The organism is Candidatus Saccharimonas sp. (genome assembly GCA_015256915.3).
In the GTDB taxonomy this organism is placed as follows: Bacteria; Patescibacteriota; Saccharimonadia; order Saccharimonadales; family Saccharimonadaceae; genus Nanogingivalis.
On sequence record CP076101.2, the window covers coordinates 144,475 to 167,277 of the forward strand.

Below are 22,803 nucleotides of genomic sequence, written 5' to 3' on the forward strand. Positions count from 1 at the left end.
TAATACAAGCATAAGTTATTTTTTAAATAAAAAACATGAAAAATCAAAAGGCAAAAATGGAAAATTTTAAGATAAACGATTATAACACGAACGAGCAAGATAAAAAATCTCTTGAGCGAGAGAATAGCTTTGAAGAATTTCAAGATTTTAAATTTGACTCTTTCGAAAGTTTAAGTTCAGAACAGCAAAAAGAAATTGAAGAATCTCAAGAGAGTTCAAAAAAAGAAGCTCTTGAAAACTTGAACAATATTTATGCGCTAGCTGAACGATATGCTAACCGCGAAAGCAATAGTTTTTTCTTGCATGAAGATGAAATTCGAAATATGCATATTACGCATTTCGAAGATTATGGTGCAAATTTTGAAACTTATGAGGGTCGTGAAGATAAATTTATCTTGCGTGAAAATCAGTTTAAAACACAAGAACAACTCGTTCAAGAAATTAGTACAATAAAATCTATTCCTCGAGAAATCTCAGCAGGGAAACGTTTTTCGAACATTATTCGAGCAATTTCTGGAAAAATCGCAGCTTAATATCTAGAAAAAATAAAATCGGTAGAAATATCGATTTTATTTTTAAAAAAGTATTGACTTTTTAATGCGCTTGTGGTAAAATACGGGAGTAAAATAAATTAAAAATAAACAAGGACAGAAATGAAAAACGGGGAAAATTTTAATTCTGCGGCAGACGCAAGCAAGTCTTTCGAAGACGCTTATGGTTCTTGGGATACTCTTCGTGAAGAATTGAACCAAAAACAAGAAGCAAAAGCCGAGGCCGATGCTTTTAAGAAGCGCGAAGAAGAATTGAAGAAAGGTGCAAAAAAATTCGATAAATCTGTTCGCGATGCAATTCATAAAGGTGATAAAGTTGCTTTTGATGAAATGATGGAGCGCGACGAACACTACCGCCAAATGGAAAATAGTGAAAATCGAGTTGAAAGCGAACAACCTTATGAAATTTCTACTCTTTCAAAAGAAGAAATGGATCAAGCTGTAGGAGCGAGTTCAGAAATTCAAAGAATGAATTCGTTGGCTAAAATGATTCAAAATGCGGAAAGTGAAGAAGCTAAAAATAAATATCGTCAGCAATTGATTGAGGCTTCTAATGATTTTTCAAAAAATGGTGTAAATTTTGACGGTTTAAAAAATAAGCTTGAAGATAGATTTATCTGGGAATATTCGAAAAAACCAGAATATCGACAAAAGGTTCTTGATACAATTTGGGAAAATGCAATGGCAGAGCCTGATGCTAAAAAATCGAATCCAGATGATGGCGCAAAAAACGAAGCATTAAATAATGGTGATGATGCGGAAAAGCAAAAACCGGAAGTGATTGAACTTTCAGATGCTGAGAAGAAATTCGATGAATTGTTTTCGAAAGATGTAAGCGCCGAAGAGCTAGCGCGATTTCGCCGACAAGTTCGTTCAGAGTTGATTCAAAAAAATGAATTAACTCCTGAGAATGAAGCAATGCTTGAACGAATGCTAGAAGTTAGCCTTGCAGTTGGCAACCAAGAGCGAGCGCTCAATAAAGCTAATTCTTCAATTGATACTGATTCGAATATTGAAAAAAAAGTAAGTATATTCCGGAAAATTGGACACAGAATTATGAAATTTGGTGCATTGGGAATACTTGCTGTGACGATTTTTGGAGTTGGAAGACAGTCTTCTGAAGGTCCTAAGTCAAACGATAATTCTCCTCAAACTGAACAAACTTTTTCCGGCACTGTTCATGCAAATAGCCTAAATGGAGCTGCAAACTTCAATAGTGATGGTTCTGTGATTGAGAGTGAAAAGAACTTTAATAATGGTAAATATGACTCTGAGAATGATGATTATAATAAGATCGATCAAAAAGAGAATAAATATTCCATTGGAACGGACACCTCAAAACTTTCAAACGAAGAGTATCAAAAGAAAATGATCGAATCTCACAACGAAGACGATATTGAATATATGGGACAATTCTTCATTAACGATGCCGAATCTGCTCAAAATCTACTTGGAATTTCGAATAATGAGGTTGATGCTTTGGTTGATGCTGCTCGAGATGGCGATCAGACAGCTTTCAAGAAATTGAATGATGCATATTCGAAATATATGGAAGGTGCTAAAGTTGTTGGAAATCAAACTTTGGATGGTGATTATTACTCGCTATTTATAAATACTAATAAAGATTATGCTCATGCCGAAGGTGCATTTGGCGGAACAGCTCGTGTGGTTGAATTGAAGAATGGGCAACAAATTTTGATTCGTGATCAGTGTAGGCAAATGGTTATGAAGAAAATTGCGGAAGTTCCAAACACTTGGACAACTCCAAAAATTCCATTCGAAGAAACTTATACTCCACCAACTCCAGATACTGAAAAACCACCAGCACCTACTCCAGAAACTCCACCTGAGACACCTCCAGAAACTCCACCTGAGACACCTCCAGAAACTCCACCTGAAAAACATGATGATACTAAATTTAAGACTGATCAGTCTATCTATAATATAGATAATGCGGTTACTAGAATGGATAAAGGTGAATTAATAGGTGAAGCTTCTCAAGAGGAAAGAAACAATAATATAAATCCTGAAGTTACTCCTGGAACAACAACCAGCAAAATAAAAGCTGAAGGTATTGATGAATCTATAGATGTCTCAAAAATAGGTGAGCAACCAGGTGAATATACTGGCGAAACTACTGCAGAAGCTCAAGCGCAAGCTGCGGAACAAGCTAGACAAGCACAGGCTGAAGCTGAAGCTAAGGCTCGCGAGGCTGAACAAGCACAGAACAAAACTGTAAATATTGGTGGTGAAACTGTGAATTATAACGATGTTTGGGCAGCTCAACAAAATTATAACCAAACATATGGCTCTTCAGCTGCTACAAATCAAAATAATACACAACAATAAAATAAAAAAGGTAAGAAATGTTAGTAAAAAATAAATTACAAATTTTGGGGGTTGCGGCATTCGCAGCCCTCATCGGGGCGGTAGCTTTAGGCGGAAGTGCTTTCGCTTATGGTCCAGAAAGGAAAACCTTCACTGCCGAAAACCCTGCCGACTATGTAACATTTAACTCTATTACAAATAATCCAACCGTTGGGGATGAACGAAATTTTGTTCGAGTTCGTCAAGCTGGCGTGGGAAATTTTGTTGATAGTATTGATATTGTACCTGGTCGAGAATACGAAGTTTATATCTATTATCACAATAATGCAAAAAGCTCTTTAAATTCAAAAGAGAATAGCTATCGTGGAATTGCTTTAGGTGCAAAACTTAATACAATTGTTCCTTCAGCTATTGTGAAAGGTAAAGAGGGTCTTGTGCGGGCAGAAATTACCGCTCGAAACGCCCGACCACAGAAAGTTTGGGACCAAGCTGTTTTGCGTTCTCCTTCGCGAGATGTTGCTTTGAGATATATTCAAGGCTCAGCTAAAATTACAACAAAAGGTGCAGCAAATGGTCAAATCTTGAATGGAGGAAATCTATTCGGTTCTGGCACAAACCTTGGTTATGATAGCTTAAATGGAATACTCCCTGGATGTGACCAATATTCAGGTGTTATAACTTATCGATTCAAAGCAGATTATGCAGATTTCGAAACAACTAAAACAGTTTCGAAAGCTGGTGCAAATAATTTTGCAAAAAATCAAAATATTGGTTTAAATGATGAAGTTGAATTTAAAATCACTTATAAGAACACTGGAACAATTTCACAAAATAATGTAAATATTAAAGATTTACTTCCTGCTGGATTAGTTCTTATTCCTGGAACAACTCGAATTACAACTCCATCAGATGCTGCTGGTAAAATCTTGAGTGATAATATTGTGAAATCTGGAGTTAATATCGGAAATTACTCGTTTGGTGGTTCTGCAACGATAACCTTCCGTGCAAAAATTGATGCTTCGAAATTAATTTGTGGAAACAATACAATCACAAATACGGCTCAAGTTTTAACTGAAAACGGCGGAAAGTCTGATAAAGCAACTATAACTGTGCAAAAAAATTGTACACCGCAAGAACGCAAAGAATTTTGTGAAATTCCTGGAAAAGGAAACTTAAAGAAGAATGACCCAAATTGTAACGATAAATGTAAAATTACGGGTCTTGAAAATCTTGCAGCTAATGATCCGAAATGTGCTGAAGTTCCAAGTGAACTACCACATACTGGTCCTGCTGAGGCTGCAATGATGGTGATTGCGATTATGGCGATTACTGGTGCCGTAGCCTACTGGTACCGAAGTCGTGAAGAAATGAAAAAAGCAACTGCTGAATTTACGAAAAAAGCAAATGATGTTGTTAAATCTGAAGCGACAAAAACTCATGAAGCTAAAAAATCTGAAAAAGTAGAGAAAAAATAGTTTCGAAAACTGAATAAACCTCGTATAAGCGGGGTTTATTTTTTTCGGCTTTACTGGACTTACTTTAAAAAGTTAGTAAAATGATTATGTCGCACAATTTAAATATTAAGCTTTTTGTCGAATATGCCAACCCTAAAATATATATAGTTAAATCTATGAATGAAAAATAAAAAACTAGCCCTTGAGTAGAGAGCTAGTTTTTTGAATGGCTGGCCGCCTTTTAATTATTTAATTGAAGCAATTTCAATTTTAGTGTATTTTTGACGATGTCCGTTTTCTTTGTGAACTCGTTTTTTAGCCTTGTAACGGATCACACGGATTTTTTCGCCCTTAACAAGTTCGTCAACAACTTTAGCGGAAACTTTCACGCCTTTCACAACAGGAGTTCCAACTTCCACTTTGTCGCCATTAATAAGCATCAAAGCATCAAGTTCGAGCTCTTTTGTTCCTTGCGGGAGGAGGTCCACCAGAAGGGTCTCTTTTTCGCCAACGATAAATTGTTTACCGCCAACTTTTATGACTGCTTTTTTCATAAAATCCTCATTAAATTTAATATCTTTATTATTTTATCATAGTTTTAAGTTTAAATCAAGGGTAAAATAAGTTGAAAAAGGTAGTGCTTTGTGCTAAAATGGTTGTAATTAATATTGTAGGAATAAATTAAAGAGAGGGACTTTATGGAGAGAGATAAATATGCTTCTAAACGGGCGTTAAGGGTTACAAACGTTGCTTTGATTATTTTATTGATCATTGTGTTGCTATTTTGGTGGCGCGGATCTTCGAATTTTCAATTTAAAGGTGTAAATCCTGGACAAATTAGTATTCGCCAGCAAGATGGAAAAATTCAATATCAGTTCTTGGACGGCGAATGGCAAGATATTACATCTGTTGCTAGTCTTAAAGGCGAAAAAGGAGCTGATGGAAAAAATGGACAAGATGGCAAGAACGGTGTCGATGGAAAAAATGGCGTTAATGGCTTAAACGGTTCGAATGGTACTAACGGAGTTAATGGTATTGACGGGAAAAACGGGCTAAACGGCGCACAAGGAATCCAAGGCCAAAAAGGTGACCGAGGTGAAAAAGGTGAGCAAGGCGCACAAGGAATCCAAGGCCAAAAAGGTGACCGAGGTGAAAAAGGTGACACCGGAGCTAAGGGCGAACAAGGAATTCAAGGTATTCAGGGCATTGCTGGAGTTGGTATACCTCAAACTCTAAGCTTAAATAATGGCATTCTTTCGCTTTCTCATGGGGGTGGAAGTATAGCGTTGCCAAATAATAATCTTGGTGCTTACTCTGTATTTCGAATGACTTCTGCTGATACTTCAAATGTTTTCGCTTCCGGAAGACTTGCACGAGAATTTGACGCTAATCGAAACTACATGATAATCAATAACGCAACAGGTCAAGGCTTTATTCACGTTGATTTCTGGGCGAGTTCGGTTTCTGATAGTAAGCAAATTCTAAGCCTACCAGCCAATGCTCCTACACCAAAAGAACTTTCTGAAGTCCAGTTGTTCGATGGTGGTAGTGTTTGGATTGTGCCGGGTGCTAAAAATGTACAGATTCAAGGTCTTTCACCAAATAGGCGATATGTTAATAACATTCCAGTAATGGTTGAGCCTATCAAATAATATAAAAAAGAGCGTCTAAAAAGGCGTTCTTTTTAAAGGTTATGGTTTTTTTAAAAAAAATATGATATAATATAATTATTATGAAGGTAATTTCGATAACCAATCAAAAGGGAGGAGTCGGCAAAACAACCAGCGCTATTAATATTGCTTATTTTATCGCAAAAAAGGGTTTTCGAACGCTTCTTGTAGATTTTGACCCACAAGGAAATGCAACTAGCGGTCTTGGTATTGACAAGAATAATCTTGATTTTACTATGGCAGATGTAGTTTCTGGTGAAAAGCAGTTAGGTGAAATCATTATTGAAACAGAATTTTCGAAATTAAAAATTGCACCAAGTACACCGATTTTAGCTAATGCTGAAGTTGAGCTCGCGTCAGCAAAAGGTCGATTTACTCGATTGAAAGATGCTTTAAAATCTGTCGAAGCCGATTTTGACTATGTTATTTTAGATTCTCCACCAAGTTTGAGTCTATTGACTGTGAATGGTTTTATTGCTAGCGATTATTTAATACTACCAGTTCAGGCTGAATTTTATGCGATGGAAGGCCTTGGCCAGCTTCTTGAAAGCATGAAGCTTGTGAAAAAGGGGATGAATCCAAACCTTGAGCTTCTTGGGGTTCTTCCAACAATGGTGGATTCTCGCACAACTTTGGGTGGGCAAGTCCTTGAAGAAATTAAAAAATTCTTTCCAGATAAGATTTTTTCGAATGCAATTCCGCGGAATATTCGTCTTGCAGAAGCTCCAAGTCATGGTGTTCCTATTGGTGTTTATGATAGGTTTAGTAAGGGGGCTCGTGCTTATAAAGCAGTTTCGAAAGAGATTATTCAGCGTATAGAAGGGAGCAAATAATGGCAAAAAAAGGACTTGGTCGTGGATTCTCTTCTTTGATTCCAACCGAGATGATTATTGATGAAAAAATCGATTCAGAATTGGGTTTAGAATATGATAAAAGCCAACTAAAAGAACTAAAAATTAGTGATATTTCGCCTGATCCAGAGCAACCTCGCCGACACTTCAATAAGGAAAAGCTTGAAGAACTCGTGAACTCAATTAGAATTCATGGTGTTTTACAACCGATTGTAGTCGTTCGAAAAAACTCTAAGTTTTTAATTGTTGCTGGTGAGAGGCGTTATCGCGCCTCAAAGCTCGCGGGGCTAGAAAGGGTTCCTGCAGTTGTTCGTGAGCTTTCTGACCAGAACCGCCTCGAATTAAGTTTGATTGAAAATATTCAGCGCGATAATTTAAATGTTCTTGAAATGGCTGAAGCCTATTTAAAACTTCGTGAACAATTTAATTTAACGGCAAAGGAAATTGGTGAACGCGTTGGTGGAAGGAGCGAAAGTGCAGTTTTAAATACCTTGCGCTTATTAAAACTTCCACAAATTGTTAAAGACTATATCATTTCTGGCAAACTAAAAGAAGGCCAAGCGCGCCCACTTTTAAAGATTGATGAGGAAACTATCAAAAAAATTCTACCAAAAATTATTGAAGAAAATTGGAGCTCACGTAAAATTGAACAATTCTTGGTGAATTATAAAAAGCAGATTGAAGAGTCTAAAAAAGTTGAACCTAAAAAAGTGAACAATCCTTTCGAAAAAACAGTTAAGCATATTTCGAAAAAGCTGAGTGCAGATGTAGATATTAAAACTTCTGCAAGAGGTTCAGGAAAGATCGTTATAAAATTTAAAAGTGAAGAAGAATTAAAGCGACTTGAGAAAATTCTTTCAAAATAAAATAACCCCCGTTAAAAGGGTTATTTTTTATATTTTAATAGTTCTGAGAATATTCAAAATTTCGAATTTTGTTAAAAGGAAAGATTCGGAAGGCAACAGGACCAACAATTTTATATAGCGGAACGGTACCAAGACCACTTCGGGAGTCATACGAATTATTTCCCTCGCGATTATCACCTGAAACGAATATTTCATTTTCTGGAACAGTCCATTCTCCATCATGACTTGTATACTTTTTTGGTTCATTGTTAAAATTATCATCTGGGCTAAAACCGTCAGGATGCTTATCGTTGTAAACTGTTAATTTTCCTTTTTCAACTTTTACTTTTTCACCAGCAAAGGCGATCACGCGTTTAATGATATATTGATCTTTCATCCCGTCGATAAACTGTGGGTTTTCGAAAACAATAATCTCACCACGTTTTGGTATAAATTTTGTGTTCGTAAAATTTGCCCAAGTTAAGGGTAAGCGATTTATAATGGCTTTATCGCCGTCTTTAAAAGTTGGTTCCATGCTCGAGCCGACGATTGTGAAGCTTTGAAAAATAAAAGTATTAATAAAGATTGTTCCTAAAGTTACACAAAAAAAGAAAACAAAAATCCCGAAAGTGTCGGCTATTCGAGGATGCCGTTGCCAAAAATTACTCTTCATTTTTATATTTTAGCATGATTTTTAAAGATTTTCAATTATGGTTATTTTTAAAATTGTGTGATATAATGGAGGAAGTATGGATTTTATTAGAATTTCGAAAAAATATTCTTTTTGGGGAAATATTGCGCATATTTTTTTAAATATTATTTTGGCGGTTATAGTTTGGCTCTCCATTTATATTACTAAAACCCCTTGGATTGCAATTCTCTTGGTTTTTGTGAGTAAATGGCGAACTTTTGCTGTTAGGCCAAGATTTTGGCTTGCAAACGTAAAATCAAATCTTGTTGATTTAATTTTTTCGTTAAGTATAGTTATTTTAATGTTCTCAACAGGTATAGACTATATTTTTTCGCAAGGGCTACTCTTGGCTTTATATATATTTTGGTTAACAATCATCAAGCCAAGCTCAAAAGAATTATTCGTGCAAGTTCAAGCTCTTTTCACCGTATTCTTTGGGTTTTCGGCTTTATATTCGATTGCCTATGGTTGGAACGAAGCTTTAATTTTTATCTTGGCATTTTTGCTCGGATATTCAACAATTCGGCATATTATTTCATCTTATGCAGATTTAAATATTGAGATTTTCAGTCTTTTTTGGGGTCTAATTGTTGCTGAATTTGCTTGGATATTTAACTTTTTGGTGATTGGCTATCGCATTAACTTTGCGCCATATTTTAATTTTGTAATTCCTCAGGCTGCAATTATTTTAACAGTTTTAAGTTTTATTGGTTTTAATGTGATTGTTTCAGATAAAGATAAAGAAAGGGAACGAAAAGAATTTCTACCAGAGGTGATTTTTGCAACAATTCTCATCTTGACTTTATTGTTATTCTTTTCTTCAATCCCAGTTGCGAAAGGTTAAGGTATGAATTTTCAAAAATATTTTAAAAAGCCAAAAAGTCAATTTTTAATAGCCATAATTATGGTGGTGGTTGTATTTTGTATAATTATTTTAGCTCAAATTATATCAAAAAGTAATTTTAATAAGAATAAAACTGGGTCTGCAAACTTTAACTTTTCGGCAAGCGATAAAGCTTCGAATTTTGCGAATCAAATGGATTCTAATTCGATTGAGTCGGTTGCGAATAGGGTTTCGCAAAGTGTTGTTTCTATTGTTAGCAAAAATCAAAAAAGTTCAAGATTCTTTTATTCAACAGAAGATTCTGCAAGCGCAGGAACGGGAATTATTATTAGTGAAAATGGCTATATCTTAACGAACAAGCACGTTATTGAAAAATCTTCTGAAATCTTAGTTGTTACTAATAATGGCGATTCTTATGAAAACGTTAGAGTGGTTATGGTCGACCCAATGAGTGATATTGCGATTTTAAAGATTTCGAACGCAAAAGGATTGAAAGCTGCCGAGCTTGGAGATTCGAAGAAAATAAATATCGGACAGCAAGTGATTGCGATCGGAAATGCTTTGGGCGAATATGACGGTACTGTCACAAGTGGCATTATTTCTGGAATTGGTCGTACAGTTGAGGCTTCTAGCGAAGACGGTTCTTCGAGAGAAGTTTTGACCGATATGATTCAAACAGACGCGGCAATCAATAGTGGAAATTCTGGTGGTCCTTTAGTGAATGCACAAGGACAGGTAATTGGAATTAATACTGCAGTAGCCTCTAAAGCTCAAAGCATTGGTTTTGCAATACCGATATCTTCAGTAAAGGGTATCTTAAAATCTATTAGTAAAGGCAAGGAACCGAAACGAGCTTATCTTGGAGCGAGTTATATATCAATTAATCAGCAAATTAGAAAAAAATATAATCTTGATGTTTCGAAAGGCGCTTTAGTTAAGTCGAGAAAAGGCAATGCTATTGTCTATGGTAGCCCTGCGCAAAAAGCTGGTTTAAAAGACGGAGACATAATCACAAAAATTGATGGTGTTGAGGTTTCTAAAAATTCCAGCATTAGTTCTTTAATCGGTGAAAAGTCCGTTGGTGATATTATTGAAATTTCTTATATTCGAGACGGTAGAGAAAAATCTACTCGCGCAACTCTTGAAGAATATCATAAATAAAAATAACCCCTTGTTGGGTTATTTTTTTTCGAAAACAATTGTGTAATTTTCTGAATAAGTTTTTGAGAAACCACATTTTTTGGCGTAATTCTCAATTTCCTCAAATTGAGATGGGTCGGCTTCAAGAATAATTTTTTGTAATTTTGGTAAATCTTGAGCTTGAAAAATTAAATTAAAGATTGCCTCTAATCCGTTTTTCTGAGCATAAAGTGCAATTTGTGGTTCATAATGTAGCTCATTATTCTTTTCGAAATTTACCCAATCTTTATTAACATAAGGCAGATTTGCTGTAATTATTGTTATTTTTGAAAGAATTTCTGACGGTATTTGGCTTAAAAGGTCACTTTCGAAAAGCTCAATTTTACTTTCAAGGATTTTTATAGCGTTTAGATTCGCCACAGAAAGCGCTTGAAGTGAAATGTCGCTCGCAAAAAAATCAATATTTTCGCCAAGCTCAGCTTTTAGAGTGATTGGAATTATTCCAGAACCTGTACCAACATCTAAAATTTTATCACCTTTTTTGGCAATTTTTTTAGTAATTTCAATTAAGGTTTCAGTTTCTGGGCGAGGAACTAGTACATTTTCGTTCACGAAAAAAGTTCTTCCAAAAAACTCCTTTTCTCGAAAAATATAAGCGAGCGGAATCCTCTTCAGGCGCTTATTTAAAAAATTATTTGCGTGAAAAACCAGAGTTTTCGAAAGCTTTTTTTGCGGATTTGCATGTAAAAAAGTTCGTTCAACTTTTAAAACGTTTGCTAAAATTAGCTCAGCATCAAGTTGTGAACTCTCAATTTTAGCATTTCTAAGTTTTTGAGCTGATTTTTTCAGCCAAGATTCAATAGTCTCTCGCATAAATTAGTTATTTTCTGAAGCGTTAGCGGCCAAGAATTCAAGTTCGGCAGCTTGCAAGTGCTCAACAATATCTGAAATTTGCCCATTCATTGCGGCTGGAATATTGCTTCTTGAAAAGCCAATCCGGTGGTCGGTGATGCGATCTTGCGGGAAGTTGTAAGTTCGAATCTTTTCGGAGCGGTCACCAGAGCCAATTAGGCTGCGGCGTTCGGCTGTAAGTTTGGCGTTTTCTTCATCAATTTTAGCTTGAAGTAGGCGCGCACGCAAAATTCCAAGGGCTTTTTCCTTGTTCTTAATTTGTGATTTTTCATCTTGGTTTGTAACCACCATGCCAGTTGGAATGTGGGTGATTCGCACAGCAGAATCGGTCGTGTTCACACTCTGACCGCCATGACCACCCGAACGATAGACATCAATTCGTAAATCATTCGGATTGATCTCAATATCAGCCTCTTCGGCCTCAGGCAAAACTGCTACTGTTACAGTTGAAGTGTGGATTCGCCCTTGCGATTCAGTAGCCGGAATGCGTTGAACTCGATGAACGCCACTTTCGAATTTTAATTTTGAGTAAGGAGCATCGCCTTTTACCCCAAAAACAACTTCTTTATAGCCGCCAGCATCGTTTGCAGATTCGCTCAAAAGTTCGGTCTTTAAGCCATTTTGTTCGCAATATCGCAGATACATGCGGTAAAGTTCGCTCGCAAAAAGGGAAGCTTCGTCGCCACCGGCTCCTGCACGGATTTCAACAATCACGTTCTTCTCATCATTCGGATCTTTAGGGAGAAGCATTTCGAAAAGCTCCTGTTCGAGATTAGCAAGCTTTTCTTCGCTTTCAGCGATTTCAATTTTGGCAAGTTCTGCAAGTTCACCAGTCTCAAGACTAGCAAGTTCACGCGCTTCTTCGATATTTTTTTCAAGATTTTCGCGCAATTCACCACGCTCGATAATTTTTTCGAGTTCAGTAAATCGCTTATTTTTGGTAGAAAAATCAGGCGAAGAATAAGCGTTTGGTTCGCTCAAAAAAGCCTGAATTTCTTCGCGCTCAGTTTTAAGTTTCTCAAGATTTAAATCAATTTTTGGCATATAAAATATTATACCAGAAAATCGCATAAATTTGAAGTATTGAAATTTGATTGTGGTTATGATAAGATTTTGATATGAAAATAACTTCTTGGCGAGAATTTATCGAAAATGAAGCCGAAAAGCCATATTTTAAAAAGTTGTGGCAAAAAGTTGAACGTGAACGCATTTCGAAAGATATTTTTCCTGCAAGAGAAGATATTTTTTCTTGTTTTAAAGAATGCCCACTTAAAAAAACTAAGGTTGTGATTATTGGTCAAGATCCTTATCATGGAGAAGGGCAGGCACATGGAATGAGTTTTTCGGTCAAAAAAGGTGTTAGAATTCCGCCAAGTTTGCAAAATATTTATAAAGAACTTCAAAGTGATCTAGGAATTGAGCCGGCCAGCGATGGTTTTTTAGAGTCTTGGGCCGAGCAAGGTGTTTTACTGCTGAATACTTCTTTTAGTGTTGAAAAAGGCAAGCCAGCAAGTCATGCAAATTTTGGCTGGATGGAGTTTTCTGAACATGTTTTAGATTTTTTAAATGATTTCGAAAAGCCGTTAGTTTTTATTTTGTGGGGAGCACATGCACAAAAAGTTGGTGCCCGAATAACTAATTCAAAACACCTTAAAATTGAGAGTGCACACCCTTCGCCATTTTCAGCGCGGCGTGGATTTTTTGGCTCAAAGCCTTTTTCTAAAGTGAATAAATTTTTAGAACAAAATGGTGAAACTCCAATTGATTGGCGTGTAAAATAAAAATCTCGCAATTAAATGCGAGATTTTTCGATTAAACGAATTATCGTTCAGCTTTTTTAGCTTTTTCAGCAGCTTGTTTTTTGGCTTTATTTGCCAAAGCAGCTTTGCGAGCTTCTGCCATTTCTTGGGCTCGTTTGAAGCGATCAACACGACCTTCGGTGTCGATGATTTTTTCTTCACCAGTAAAGAATGGGTGAGAAGCACTTGAGATGTGCATTTTTACAAGTGGGTATTCGTTGCCGTCTTCCCATTTGATTGTTTCTTTTGAATCTGCTGTTGAGCGAGTCAAGAAAGCAAATCCAGCCACCTCGTCGCTAAATACGACAGGGCGATATTCGGTTGGATGTAAATTCTTTTTCATAACTTTTCCATTTTAGCAGATTATTTCGAAAAAAGCAAATTTAATTTTCTTAAAAAGATATTTATGAAACATTATGCTCGTGCTTGCAAATAATTTTGAAATAGTGTATTTTGGTGCCATAAATAGTTAATTTAAGGAGTTACAAATGAAAAAACTAACCATTCTAATGGTTGTGGGAATTCTTACTTTCTCTGGTTTTGTGAGTTTATTGACTGGCAAAAATGTATCCGCCGTTAAATCTGGCGACATGCAAAGTTTGGAAGAAGAAATCGCAAGTAATAAAGCTAAACTTGAAAACCAAATAGCTTTTCTTAAGAATTTAGAAATTAAGGCAGATAAATATATTAAAAATGAAAGTTCAATTTCGCCATCAAATCAAGCTCAAAGATATTTAGAAAAATTGAATAAAGACGATTTTTATGTTCTTGAATATCGAGAAGCTGTTATGAAAGAGATTGAGCATATTAACGAATTGGCTGAGAAAAAATATCAAGGCGTTTATGAGCAACTTCCGGAATTAAAAGAATTGCAAGAACGAATTGCAAATGCAATTTTGGCGCTAACAGATGAAGGAAATTTTATCGCACATATCGAAAATCGTCAAAAAGAACTTTTGGGTGAAAAAGATTTGAACAAAGCTGAGCAAAATGCAAAAATGCTTAAAGCTATCATTAATAGATATTTTAATAAATTGCGAGCTCAATATGGAAACGAGTTTCTTCTTGCTGATCGTTTCAAATCTAGCTTGATTGCTGGAATCGACAACGTTACAAATCAAATTAATAAAAAAATTGAAGAACAAAAGATGAAGGCTGCTGAGGAAGAGCTCAAAAAGGCCGCACAAGAAGAAGCTGATCGTTTGAAGAAAGACGAAGAAAATAATTCTGACGCTTGGGAGAAAATCGCAAACGAAGAAAATAAGAAAAATGAGAATAAAAAGCAAGACGAAAAGCTTGATGAAAAACAGGGGCAGAATTTGAGCGAAGTAAAAGCTTCCGAATTACTTGAAAATCAAATTTCAAAAAAAGATAATAAACAGATTCAAAAACTTCAAGCTCCGAATACTGGTGAAAACCGAAAGCAGAGCTTCGAAATTGCTTTGATCAGTGTTATTTCAATAATTCTTGCGGTAATTTCTGGGGTTGTTATCAAACGACAATAAAATTATAGAAGAGAGGTAATTTGCCTCTTTTCTTTTTATGCAAAGTGTGGTAGAATTGAAAAGTATATAAATTTAATGAAACAATTTTTGGGAGAATTCCTTTCGAAAGCTTTTCGAAATTATCCCCAAAAATGAAGACAAAGGAGTTAAAATGTCTGTAAAAGTTGATATCAAGCAATTGCTTGAAGCTGGCGTTCATTTTGGTCACAAAACTTCACGCTGGCACCCAAAAATGGCGCCATATATTCACAGTAAGCGTCAAGATAGCCACATTATTGATCTAACTAAAACTGTTGAAGGTCTTGAAAAAGCTCTTCCAGCTATTACTAAAGCGGTTGAATCTGGCCGAAAAGTTCTTTTTGTTGGAACTAAAAAACAAGTTAAAGAAGCTGTTCGTGAAGCTGCTGAAAGCGTAAAACAGCCATATGTTGTTGAACGATGGGTTGGCGGAATGCTTACAAACTCAGCAACTGTAAACCAACAAATCAAGAAATTAAAAACTCTTGAAAAACGAATGGATAGCGGTGAGCTTTCAAAACGATATTCAAAACTTGAAGTTCAACGATACGCTGAAGAAATCGAAGCTTTAAACACAAAATACGGTGGAATCAAAGATTTGATGGGTCGCCCAGGAATTTTGTTTGTAACTGATTCAATTGCTGACGCAAACGCAATTCGTGAAGCTAAAACTTTGAATATTCCAGTGGTTGCAATTGTTGATACAAATGTAAACCCAGATGGAATTGATTATGTAATTCCAGCAAATGATGACGCTATTAAAGGTGTTAAATTGCTTTTGGACTATGTGATCGAAGCTATCAAAGAAGCTAAAACTGATAAATAATTCTTAAATTCGAAAGGATAAAAATGGCTGTTTCTATTGAAGAAATTAAGAAACTTAAAGAATTGACAGGTCTTGGCTTGACCGATGCCAAAAAAGCCCTTATTGAAGCTGAAGGTGATTTTGATAAAGCGCTTGAAGCTCTTCGTAAAAAAGGTCTAACAAAAGCTGAGAAAAAAGGTGACCGCGAAGCTCGTGAAGGTTTGGTTGAAGCTTACGTTCACGGTGGTCGAATTGGTGTAATTGTTGAAGTTAACTGTGAAACTGATTTCGTTGCACGAACTGAAGATTTCAAAAACTTTGCACACCAAATTGCTATGCAAATTGCTGCTATGGCGCCAGTTTATGCTACTGAAGCTGATATTCCGGCTGAAGAAATTGCTCGTGTTAAAGCTGAAGCTGAAGAGCGAGTTTCGAAAGAAGGAAAGCCAGCTGAAATTGCTGCTAAAATTGTTGATGGCCAAGTAAAAAAATACTTTGCTGAAAAAGTTCTTCTTTCACAAGCTTACATTATGGATGACAGCAAAACTGTTGAACAATTCTTAAAAGAAACTGTTGCAAAACTTGGTGAAAATATCGTTGTGCGACAATTCTCACGAATTGAACTCGGTGTTAACGAATAATAAATAGTGCATTTGTAATAAAGCTCCACTAATAACGGTGGAGTTTTATTTTTGTGATTATTTAAGCCTTGACTTTTTATGCATAACCAGTTATAATTTTATGAACATAAGTAATAGAAAATAAAGGGAGAGAAATGTTTAAGAACAAAATAGCAGTTTATGCTTTTATGGGTGCTGTTTGTGCTATGTTTTTAGCTCAGCCCGCGTTTGCTGACACAGCAAAGAGAATTGATGTTGTCGCAACGGGTGAGATTAAAGAACTTACCATAGGGTCTGCATCTAATCGTACCAATACTAAAATTAATATAAATGTCAAAAATGGTCAGGTCATTAATGCCGGTGACTATGTTGATATTAGCTTGAATAATCTTTTTGATTATGGACTATTGAATAGGGATATTCGCTATAAAGATACAATTATTGGTAAAATTAAGTCTATTAAGGCTGAAGATAACTTAGACGGTTTCAAGCGAAGAGCTATAAAAGGTCATCCTGAAGCTGAGGATATTATACCAGAGAAAACTGTGGGTAGAAATTCAGAGTATAGGTTAATTTTTAATGAGCAAGCTAAGAAATTTACGAATATGGACCTTTCTATTGAACTTGTTGATTATAATTATGCCGGCTGGGTTAATCATAAATATAATGTTGAGCAATCCGTAAAGGTTAATGATAAAGATATTGCGCGTAAAACCGGCACAATTAATGGGGTTGATAAAACATCGCCAGTAGTCGATTTTAGTTTTAGAATTTTTCATGCTTCTAGCCAAGATGGCGAAAATTTAAATGGCGCTTTCTTTGATTTTGGATTGATGCAGTCCGATAAAAATAATCCTAAACATATTAAATCAGGTGATATTGTTAAGATGAAATTACCACAATCTTCTGGTATTGCATTTGACATAAAATTGAATCCAAAAGAGGGAGCGGTCGGCACTATAAATACTCAAGAGCTATATGCTAATTTTGGTGATAATGCTACTTCAAAAGGAGTCTTGCTTAAAACTGGTATAAACTTAAAATATAAAGTTATAAAAAACTCAAGCCACGAGCTTGTGTACCAGATTGTCGAGATTTCTAATGATAAAGCCTCGTATCAATTCTTACCAAGATTAACTATTTTAGACACTAGCGAAAAAACAGTTAACTATAATGAAGGTAAATTAAATCCAATTTCTGCAACCACAGAAATTTACCGAGGTGATGATAAATATTTTTCTCTAGATAAACCAGCTGCAGGTGTTATAAGTGGTACGAAAATGAAATCTTACGCAGATATTAAAAAGCGTGGATCTGTGATTGTGCGATATCAAGATGAGAACGGTGTGAGCCTTGCTCCTGAAGTTTTATTAGCGAATAAAGTTCAAGTGGGTACAGATTATTCTGCCGAAGAAAAGCAATTCGAAGGATTCGAAAAAGCTGAACTATTTAAAAACTCATCGCCTAAAACTGGAAAAGTTGAAGAAGGTGTAAAGATTGTAACATTTGTTTATAAAAAGAAAAGCATTCCTGCGCCTGAAAAACCTTTGAATCTAGTAAAAGAAGAGAAGAAGCCAAAAGAAAATATTAGTGCACCAAACACAGGTTTTGAAAATAATTTTATTAAAAATTTACTTTTCATGGGCGGTGCTGCACTTTCTATAATTTCTATAATTGTTATTAGAAAAAACTATTAAATAGAATAAATAAGATAAAAGACCTCTTTCGCTAAAATTTAAGAGGTCTTTTATTGTTGTTGCTATGATTATATTAAGCTAAACTCTTTTCGATAAAGGCGATTATTCGCACGTCGCGAGATTCTAACTCGCTTTCTTCATTAATTTCATTCACACCGAATATTTCTTCTGCGCCTTCACCAAATTTTGCATGCAAAGTTTTGATCCAGTTGCCATTTGCGAGCTTTTTTAGGCTAACATTTTCGCTAAAGCTCACACCACGAAAGAAGTTTTTTTCGTTGGGTAGTTCAATTTTTATTTCTTTGTTATTTTTTTCAATCTTCAATTTAAAATTTTTCTTAAAAATTGGGTCAAAGTATTCAATTACTTTTTTAATCTTTTTTTGTTTCATTTGATTCCTTTTTTGTTTTTGCTTTAAAACATAACTATAATAACATAAAAAAATAAAAAAGTCAATAGAAAACCCCGCCATTTTGGCGAGGCGTGTTGACCGCTTAGGGTTTATAATACTTGTGGCCCTTAGGAAGGAACTTCCTAATGTCGCCACGGAGCCAAACCCTAATATGCTTTTCACCATTTTTATCAAAGAATGCCACTCTTTTCACTGTTTGGAATAGGGGACTCATTCGAATGGTGTTATTGATATAATAGAGATATTTCTCTTCAAAAATATCGCTAGCCGGAATTTCAATAATATAACATTTTCCTGCAGAACAAGAACTGATCGCATTTTTAATCTCTTGATCGCTTAATCCTGCAAAAACTTCACGAATCTTCAATGAAAGTTTATCGTGATAATCTTTCGCATCAATTGTGCGAGCTTTTTCGGTCAATTCTGCATTTGATCTAGTTGTAACAGCTGTACCCATAGTAGTCCTCCTTAAAGTGCATCCCCGAAGGGAATAGTGATATACCAATTATACCACTTTTAAAAATAAAAGTCAATTAAAAAGCCCCAAATTTAAATTGGAGCTTAAGGATTAAAAATCCAGTCCGTGTATTTGAACATACAGATTGTATCCCTTTTTTCGGGATTCACTATCAATGTGCGGTCGCCTGAAACCAGTAATATTTTTAAATACTGTCTTCTGTCTCTTTAGGTATCTATATAAGGATGACGGATGAATATTCTCTGGTAAAACAATTGGAATTTCAATCATTTTGTTAATGCGAATTTGCTCACAAAGATCGTCGTATTCATCTTTCGAAAGTTTTCGAAGGTGTTTCTTAACTTCTTCCGATATTGCTTCATAATAAATATTAACTTTACCGTTTTGACTTGGCTTATCAGATTCCAAAATCAATTTTGGCTCTATTAGAAATATGATTTGTTCTACACCGTCTTTTTCAGCTTCATATTCTTCAAAAATATGAAACTTCCTATTGACGGTTCCGCGAACCTCAATAAATTTATCATTGCCATATCCTATTTCGATCGCTTCTTTCTTTGGAATACTAATCCTTGTGGAATACTTCCTCCAATGATCATAGTAATTGAATGGAATTGTTTGCCGTTCGGCAGATTGGCCGAGCTCTTTTATGATATGCCTAATAATCTTATATAAGATTATTGTATATTCTTCTTCAAGCTTTTTCAGCTTTTCTTCGCTTTGTAGAGGCCCAACGAGTTTACTTCTTTCCATGAAAACTTCCTCCTGGATTTTTTTCTGCACAGTTTTTGAAAGAACTAATACTTACATATTATATAATTTTATATTAATAAAGTCAAGTTAAAAAGGGGTTATTTTTTTGCCGAAACTGTAGTATAATTATTATATGTTAGATATTAGATTTATTCGTGAAAATGCTGAGCGTGTGCAAAAAGATGCGTTGAATAAAGGTTATAAAAATGCTGATGTCCAAGCTGTCATTTCGCTCGACGACGAAAGAAAAGCTCTTACGGCTCAAATTGACGAACTTCGAACTCGCCGTAACCAAATTGCGGCCTCAATGAAAAACTCTGGTGGAAAGCCGAGTGATGAACAAATTGCAGAAGGCAAGAAAATCAAAGAAGAGCTTGCCGAGCTTGAAAAAACTTATCGCGAACTTGACGAAAAACTTTCGAATGCTTTAAACGGTATTCCAAATATTCTTCAAGCTGATGTGCCGATTGGTGAGGAAGGCGAAGATGATTTGGTAAAAGCTTGGGGCGAAGAACTTTTCGAAAGTCGTAAAGGTGCTGAAGACCACTTAGATTTTGCAAACAAAAAAGGTTGGGTTGATTTTGAGCGTGGCTCGAAGGTTGCTGGAACGAAATTCTATTTCTTGAAAGGCGATTTGGCGCTTCTTGAAAATGCTATTTATCAGTTCGCTCTGAATAAATTGATTTCGAAAGGCTTTAATTTTATGACCGTTCCGCATATGGTTAATGGTGAAGTTGCCACGGGAACTGGATTTGCACCTCGTTCAAGCGAACAAAGTGATGAATATTTCATTGAAGGTGAGGATTTAAGTTTGATTGCAACTGCTGAAATGTCATTAACTGGTTATCATGCTGGTGAAATTTTGAACGAGAAAGATTTGCCAATTTTTTACGCTGGATATTCTCCTTGCTATCGAAAAGAGGCGGGAACTTACGGTAAGCACACGCGCGGGCTTTTCCGTGTTCATCAGTTCAACAAGCTTGAAATGTATGCCTATGCCTTACCGGAGCAAAGTGTTGATGTCCACGAGAAAATTTTGGTGGTGGAAGAAGAGATTTATCAAGAGCTTGGTATTCCTTATCGCGTGATTAATATCGCGAGTGGCGACTTGGGCGCACCAGCTTCAAAGAAATATGATATTGAATATTGGAGCCCAGTCGATGGTAGTTATCGCGAGATTACGAGCTGCTCAAACTGCACCGACTATCAAGCACGAAATTTGAATATTCGCGTGCGTCGTGAAAATGGTGAATTGCAAGTTGTTCACACTTTGAATGGTACAGCTGTTTCACTTGCGCGATGTTTGGTGGCGGCAATTGAAAATTTTCAAGATGGGGAAGATCTTGTTTTACCAAAAGTTCTTCGACCATATATGAATAATCGCGAACGAATCTAAAAAATAAAATAAGCACTAAATATAGAGTTTTGTAAATTTTACAACACTATATATAGTGCTTTTTTGATTTGTTTATGCTATAATCTAAATATAAATTAAGAAAGAAGGTGTCTAATATGCCAGTACTTTTCGTAGCTAAAAATTGTATGGCTTGCACTATGACAAAAAAACAACTAGAAAGAGAAGGTGTTTTAGATTGTTTTACTATTTATGATGCAAGCAATGACCCTGATGGTTCTATAGCGATAATGACTGACGAGTTGAAGCGGGACTACGGTCTATCGGGCGCTCCGTTCGTAGACCCAAGAGATTTGGGCCTCGAACCTTTTGTTGGGTTTAATCCCGATAAAATCAATGAAGTTATAGACAAGCTTAAGTAGCTAGTGTAGAGCTCGCATTCGCGGGCTTTTTTCTTGACAAAATAAAATGTTTATGCTAATATAGAGATATAAACTAACAAAAAAGGATTATATATGATCTCACAGATTGAAATTACAGGAAATAAATACGAAATTGACGAAACGACCAAAAAATACGCAGAAAAACACATCGGTAAATTAGATAAATATTTGCCACGACATGCTAAAAAATCAGCTTCAGCTCGCGTGGTGATTTCGCAAATCAATGGCACTCACGATAATAAATATGAAGTTGAGGCGGTTATTAACGTACCAGACAAAACTCTTGTTGCAAAAGACCAAAGTTCAAATGTTTTAGCGGCAATCGATATTGTTGAAGCGAAGCTTGATGGGCAAATTCGCCGTTATAAAACTGAGAAAAATCCACGCCTTGGCAAAGCTGGTATTATGGCGAAATTCAAGCGTTCTCTAAAACGTGGCTAAAAACTTTCGAAAACTTAAAAAATCTCTGCAATCTGGCAGAGATTTTGCTTTTTAAATAAAATATGATATAATTAAGCTATTGCTATTTTAAAATTTTTGTGGGGGTGAAAATATGAATAAACACACAAATGAGCAGCAAGAACTTTTACGTGAGATGTTACATCGCAAGTCGAGTGAAATACTAGCTTGCCTTCATCGTAAACAGGAAAGTGAGTCTTCTATAACGTATAGGATTGTGTTTTTTCGAAAAGATGGGAAGAATATAATTCCAGAAATTGGTGTTCGAGTTCAATTTTTGAAAGAGATTGAAGACCTCAAAGGTGATTCGGTTTTTACTGTTTTAGATTGGTTTTTCGAGCAAGATCAAGGTTTGGAATATCGACCATGTAAGGTTGAAATAATTGGTCGTGGTATGCTCAAAGAATTAAGCATTGAAGAATGCCTTGAGAATTATAGGCATTTTGTTTGGTATAATTCCTTAAGTTGGACTGATCGGCTTTTCGAAATTCAAGATATCGCAGAAGTTATTAAGCGCGAATTTATGAGTGGAGAAAGCAAAGAAGTGGTTGGTCAAGATTTAACATATCTTGGCGAAAGAGTCCAGGATATTATACCTTATTTTTGCATGCATATTAATGAAGGAGATTTTAGCTATGAATGGTGAATTAACAATTAAAGACTTATTCAGAAAATATGGTCGGCGATTCGTAACTATCTTTAAGAATGCTGATGGTATTAATACTGTTGGCTTCTATGAAATCATTACAGTTAAAGGTGAACCGCCAATAATTAAGCTGAAAGTAGTTGAATTTGATGAAAATAATCAAGAGCTTTTTATTTCAAGTGATGACGAAGGAGAAAACTGGTTTGAAGCTTATGAATTGAAAACTCTTGTTGAAAATGGATTTTTCTTTCCACTTTCCAGCCCGCCAACTAAAGCTAGTAGAAGATACCTAAAATTACTTGATAAATATCGAAAATTAGCTTTGAAAGTTTTTGAATATGAAAAGTTGCTTGATGATCTTGAGCTCTTTTCTCAGAAGTATGAACAGCTTAGAGTTGAGATAATTAATTCTTTGAATGATGTTATCAACACGGTTTTTGAATAAAGTCCTGAAAGGGGCTTTTTTTAATATTCAAATTATGGTAAAATATAAGATAGATTTTATACTGTTTTTAATGGAGAGGGAAA

General features: G+C 35.5%; 26 protein-coding genes. 18 read left to right on the forward strand and 8 right to left on the reverse strand.

Features of this window, described 5'->3' with window-relative positions; all coding sequences use genetic code 11:
* Positions 1-56 precede the first annotated feature (56 nt).
* The 3 genes from HXL38_000765 to HXL38_000775 all read left to right on the forward strand — a co-directional run bounded on the left by HXL38_000765 (position 57) and on the right by HXL38_000775 (position 4,354).
* Positions 57-533, forward strand: a complete 477-nt coding sequence (locus HXL38_000765) for a hypothetical protein (GenBank protein ID QWB91094.2) — start codon at positions 57-59, stop codon at positions 531-533.
* 120 nt (positions 534-653) lie between these two features.
* Positions 654-2,900 carry a hypothetical protein gene (locus HXL38_000770; GenBank protein ID QWB91095.1) on the forward strand — a complete coding sequence of 749 codons (2,247 nt, stop codon included), beginning with the start codon at positions 654-656 and terminating at the stop codon, positions 2,898-2,900.
* Between the two features lie 17 nt (positions 2,901-2,917).
* Positions 2,918-4,354, forward strand: coding sequence for a DUF11 domain-containing protein (locus HXL38_000775; GenBank protein ID QWB91096.1), 1,437 nt, complete (start codon positions 2,918-2,920; stop codon positions 4,352-4,354).
* A 224-nt stretch (positions 4,355-4,578) separates the two neighbouring features.
* Here HXL38_000775 and rplU read toward each other — a convergent pair whose 3' ends face one another.
* The gene (gene rplU / locus HXL38_000780; protein ID QWB91097.1) at positions 4,579-4,887 is read right to left on the reverse strand and encodes a 50S ribosomal protein L21; all 309 of its coding nucleotides are present in this window, start codon (positions 4,885-4,887) and stop codon (positions 4,579-4,581) included.
* 144 nt (positions 4,888-5,031) lie between these two features.
* Between rplU and HXL38_000785 the strand changes: the two genes are divergently transcribed.
* From HXL38_000785 to HXL38_000795, 3 genes are all read left to right on the forward strand, one after another.
* A complete protein-coding gene (locus HXL38_000785; GenBank protein ID QWB91098.1) occupies positions 5,032-5,985 on the forward strand; it encodes a hypothetical protein in 954 nt (317 codons plus the stop codon).
* A 77-nt stretch (positions 5,986-6,062) separates the two neighbouring features.
* Complete coding sequence (locus HXL38_000790; protein QWB91269.1) at positions 6,063-6,836, forward strand: AAA family ATPase; 774 nt, start codon at positions 6,063-6,065, stop codon at positions 6,834-6,836.
* Complete coding sequence (locus tag HXL38_000795) at positions 6,836-7,720, forward strand: ParB/RepB/Spo0J family partition protein (protein QWB91099.1); 885 nt, start codon at positions 6,836-6,838, stop codon at positions 7,718-7,720. The genes HXL38_000790 and HXL38_000795 overlap by 1 nt, the downstream gene beginning before the upstream one ends.
* A 34-nt stretch (positions 7,721-7,754) precedes the next feature.
* On the opposite strand, the gene lepB is transcribed toward HXL38_000795, so the two are convergent.
* Positions 7,755-8,372: a signal peptidase I gene (gene lepB, locus HXL38_000800; GenBank protein ID QWB91100.1), complete on the reverse strand. Its 618-nt coding sequence runs from the start codon at positions 8,370-8,372 to the stop codon at positions 7,755-7,757.
* A 76-nt stretch (positions 8,373-8,448) separates the two neighbouring features.
* On the opposite strand from lepB, the gene HXL38_000805 reads away from it, so the two are divergent.
* Positions 8,449-9,234 (forward strand): hypothetical protein, encoded by a 786-nt coding sequence (locus HXL38_000805; protein ID QWB91101.1) that lies wholly within the window; start codon positions 8,449-8,451, stop codon positions 9,232-9,234.
* A 3-nt stretch (positions 9,235-9,237) separates the two neighbouring features.
* Positions 9,238-10,395 (forward strand): trypsin-like peptidase domain-containing protein, encoded by a 1,158-nt coding sequence (locus HXL38_000810; GenBank protein QWB91102.1) that lies wholly within the window; start codon positions 9,238-9,240, stop codon positions 10,393-10,395.
* A gap of 18 nt (positions 10,396-10,413) precedes the next feature.
* On the opposite strand, the gene HXL38_000815 is transcribed toward HXL38_000810, so the two are convergent.
* Positions 10,414-11,247 carry a peptide chain release factor N(5)-glutamine methyltransferase gene (locus HXL38_000815; protein QWB91103.1) on the reverse strand — a complete coding sequence of 278 codons (834 nt, stop codon included), beginning with the start codon at positions 11,245-11,247 and terminating at the stop codon, positions 10,414-10,416.
* A 3-nt stretch (positions 11,248-11,250) separates the two neighbouring features.
* Positions 11,251-12,330, reverse strand: coding sequence for a peptide chain release factor 1 (gene prfA, locus HXL38_000820; GenBank protein ID QWB91104.2), 1,080 nt, complete (start codon positions 12,328-12,330; stop codon positions 11,251-11,253).
* Positions 12,331-12,404: 74 nt separating this feature from the next.
* Between prfA and HXL38_000825 the strand changes: the two genes are divergently transcribed.
* Complete coding sequence (locus tag HXL38_000825) at positions 12,405-13,067, forward strand: uracil-DNA glycosylase (protein ID QWB91105.1); 663 nt, start codon at positions 12,405-12,407, stop codon at positions 13,065-13,067.
* A 40-nt stretch (positions 13,068-13,107) separates the two neighbouring features.
* Here HXL38_000825 and HXL38_000830 read toward each other — a convergent pair whose 3' ends face one another.
* Complete coding sequence (locus HXL38_000830; GenBank protein QWB91106.2) at positions 13,108-13,428, reverse strand: type B 50S ribosomal protein L31; 321 nt, start codon at positions 13,426-13,428, stop codon at positions 13,108-13,110.
* A gap of 145 nt (positions 13,429-13,573) precedes the next feature.
* On the opposite strand from HXL38_000830, the gene HXL38_000835 reads away from it, so the two are divergent.
* The 4 genes from HXL38_000835 (at position 13,574) to HXL38_000850 (ending at position 17,730) form a co-directional block, all read left to right on the forward strand.
* Positions 13,574-14,590, forward strand: coding sequence for a hypothetical protein (locus HXL38_000835; GenBank protein QWB91107.1), 1,017 nt, complete (start codon positions 13,574-13,576; stop codon positions 14,588-14,590).
* Between the two features lie 151 nt (positions 14,591-14,741).
* Positions 14,742-15,434: a 30S ribosomal protein S2 gene (gene rpsB / locus HXL38_000840; protein QXT26509.1), complete on the forward strand. Its 693-nt coding sequence runs from the start codon at positions 14,742-14,744 to the stop codon at positions 15,432-15,434.
* Between the two features lie 23 nt (positions 15,435-15,457).
* Positions 15,458-16,054, forward strand: a complete 597-nt coding sequence (gene tsf, locus HXL38_000845) for a translation elongation factor Ts (GenBank protein QWB91108.1) — start codon at positions 15,458-15,460, stop codon at positions 16,052-16,054.
* A 134-nt stretch (positions 16,055-16,188) separates the two neighbouring features.
* A complete protein-coding gene (locus HXL38_000850; GenBank protein ID QWB91109.1) occupies positions 16,189-17,730 on the forward strand; it encodes a MucBP domain-containing protein in 1,542 nt (513 codons plus the stop codon).
* Positions 17,731-17,803: 73 nt separating this feature from the next.
* On the opposite strand, the gene HXL38_000855 is transcribed toward HXL38_000850, so the two are convergent.
* The 3 genes from HXL38_000855 to HXL38_000865 all read right to left on the reverse strand — a co-directional run bounded on the left by HXL38_000855 (position 17,804) and on the right by HXL38_000865 (position 19,373).
* Positions 17,804-18,121 carry a hypothetical protein gene (locus HXL38_000855; GenBank protein ID QWB91110.1) on the reverse strand — a complete coding sequence of 106 codons (318 nt, stop codon included), beginning with the start codon at positions 18,119-18,121 and terminating at the stop codon, positions 17,804-17,806.
* A 103-nt stretch (positions 18,122-18,224) separates the two neighbouring features.
* Entirely contained in the window at positions 18,225-18,599 is a 375-nt protein-coding gene (locus HXL38_000860; protein ID QWB91111.1) for a hypothetical protein, read from the reverse strand.
* Between the two features lie 111 nt (positions 18,600-18,710).
* The gene (locus tag HXL38_000865; protein ID QWB91112.1) at positions 18,711-19,373 is read right to left on the reverse strand and encodes a hypothetical protein; all 663 of its coding nucleotides are present in this window, start codon (positions 19,371-19,373) and stop codon (positions 18,711-18,713) included.
* A gap of 133 nt (positions 19,374-19,506) precedes the next feature.
* Here HXL38_000865 and serS point away from each other — a divergent pair, with 133 nt between their 5' ends.
* The 5 genes from serS to HXL38_000890 all read left to right on the forward strand — a co-directional run bounded on the left by serS (position 19,507) and on the right by HXL38_000890 (position 22,720).
* Positions 19,507-20,769, forward strand: a complete 1,263-nt coding sequence (serS, locus tag HXL38_000870; GenBank protein ID QWB91113.2) for a serine--tRNA ligase — start codon at positions 19,507-19,509, stop codon at positions 20,767-20,769.
* A gap of 146 nt (positions 20,770-20,915) precedes the next feature.
* A complete protein-coding gene (locus HXL38_000875) occupies positions 20,916-21,149 on the forward strand; it encodes a hypothetical protein (GenBank protein ID QWB91114.2) in 234 nt (77 codons plus the stop codon).
* Between the two features lie 93 nt (positions 21,150-21,242).
* On the forward strand, positions 21,243-21,611 hold the full coding sequence (raiA, locus tag HXL38_000880; protein ID QWB91115.1) for a ribosome-associated translation inhibitor RaiA: 369 nt from the start codon (positions 21,243-21,245) through the stop codon (positions 21,609-21,611).
* A gap of 112 nt (positions 21,612-21,723) precedes the next feature.
* On the forward strand, positions 21,724-22,275 hold the full coding sequence (locus tag HXL38_000885; protein ID QWB91116.1) for a hypothetical protein: 552 nt from the start codon (positions 21,724-21,726) through the stop codon (positions 22,273-22,275).
* Positions 22,265-22,720, forward strand: coding sequence for a hypothetical protein (locus HXL38_000890; protein ID QWB91117.2), 456 nt, complete (start codon positions 22,265-22,267; stop codon positions 22,718-22,720). Before HXL38_000885 ends, HXL38_000890 begins: the two co-directional genes overlap by 11 nt.
* Positions 22,721-22,803: the final 83 nt, after the last annotated feature.